This is a genomic window from Streptomyces litchfieldiae (assembly GCF_031845365.1).
GTDB lineage: Bacteria > Actinomycetota > Actinomycetes > Streptomycetales > Streptomycetaceae > Streptomyces > Streptomyces litchfieldiae.
This window is the reverse complement of record NZ_JAVREL010000072.1, coordinates 1-793: the sequence shown is the minus strand read 5'-3', so window position 1 is coordinate 793 and position 793 is coordinate 1. Positions and strand designations below refer to the sequence as shown.

Annotated in this window: 1 pseudogene; it reads left to right on the top strand. The window is 75.0% G+C overall.

Going from position 1 to position 793, the window contains the following annotated elements:
• A pseudogene (locus tag RM590_RS35430) lies at positions 1–793 on the top strand (hypothetical protein); the annotation flags it as partial.

Genomic DNA, 793 nt, shown 5'->3' with positions numbered 1-793 from the left:
CACCAGCACCCAGGCCGTCACCTTCCTGGCCGACCACCCCCGGGTCCGGCCCAACGCCGACCGCTGGGAACCGGTCCTGGCCGAACTCCGCACCGCCCCCGACGGCCCGCTCGCCCGCAGCCTCTCCTCCCCCTGGCGCCTCACCCTCGCCGTGACGGCCTACGCGCGCGACCCGGCCGGGCTGGTGGAGCGGGCGGCCTCCGGAGACCTGTACGAGCACATGCTGTCCCGCTACCTACCGGCCACGGTCCGCCTGCACTTCGCCGAGGAGGACGAGAGGGCGTACGCCGAGGAGGACGTACGGCGCTGGCTGAGCGAACTCGCCTGGCACGTCGGCCTGAACGGCCCGGACTCCGACGAGGACGCCATGGCCGTGCAGGGGCTCCGACGCCACATCGCCTCGTTCTACGCGGTCAGGGCGGACATCGCCGAGACCGGCGAGCGGGCCCGGCAGCTTCTCGCGGCGCCCGACACCAGCGGCGCCGATCCCGTACGGCTGCGGGAGACCGTCGACCGGGCGGAAGCGCGGCTGGCGGAGCTCGACACCGCGCGGCGGCGGAGGATGGGGGAGTTCGAGCGGCTGCTGCGGGCGGACGACCATGTCCTCGGGGACCTCACCCTCGCCCGGCTCTGGTCCATGGCCGGACCGCGCCGCATCCGCGCGCTGGACGCGCTGATCGGCGGCGCGGTGGCGTCGGTCAGCTGCTTCCTCGCCCTGAGAGCACTGCACGTGTGGCCGTCCGAGGGAGCCGCCTGGTACGGGCCCGCCGCGCTCTGTGCGGTCGGTGGCCTG